This window comes from Phocaeicola sp. RTP21198st1_B8_RTP21198_201120 (genome assembly GCF_040929485.1).
In the GTDB taxonomy this organism is placed as follows: domain Bacteria; phylum Bacteroidota; class Bacteroidia; order Bacteroidales; family Bacteroidaceae; genus Phocaeicola; species Phocaeicola dorei.
Genome location: NZ_JBCOCI010000300.1, coordinates 1,046 through 1,563, shown reverse-complemented (window position 1 = coordinate 1,563; position 518 = coordinate 1,046). Strand labels below are relative to the sequence as shown.

At 40.2% G+C, this 518-nt stretch carries 1 protein-coding gene; it reads left to right on the top strand.

All coding sequences use genetic code 11. The annotated features are described in order from the left end of the window. Window positions 1-486 (top strand): DUF4861 family protein (locus tag AB5935_RS25650; RefSeq protein ID WP_368327832.1); only part of this gene is annotated, 486 nt, incomplete at its 5' end. Window positions 487-518: the final 32 nt, after the last annotated feature.

Genomic DNA, 518 nt, shown 5'->3' with positions numbered 1-518 from the left:
GATTTTACGAGATGGGATGTGTTGGGAACAAAAGTCGATGTTCATGAAACGGTCACTATCTGGGCAGGTAAAAACGGATATGAGGAAGAAATACGTACTTCGCCGCTTCCGGAGAATGCGGTATTGGTAACAGGACTTGTTGCCAATAACAATACGAAGGAATTTGTAGAGAAGCAGTATGCAGGAAAATGGGTTTCCATGATTACACATGATAAACAGACGGTGAATAAGGATTACGAATTGGGTATGGCATTGCTAATCCCTAAGGATCAATTAGTGGAAACGTTCCATGCACCCGATGAAGGAAACGGAATTCTTAAAACATGGTGTGCCAAACTGAAACCGGGTAATAATGGATATCGTTATCAGGTGTATGCCGGCTGGGAACTAGGAGTGGATGATTTCTCTAAACGTGAGGAATTTATTCGTCTGGTCGATACGTATGCCGATTATTTAAATCATCCTGTTAGTATACATATTAATTAACCTGATAATAAAAGAATAGATGAAACCGAAAG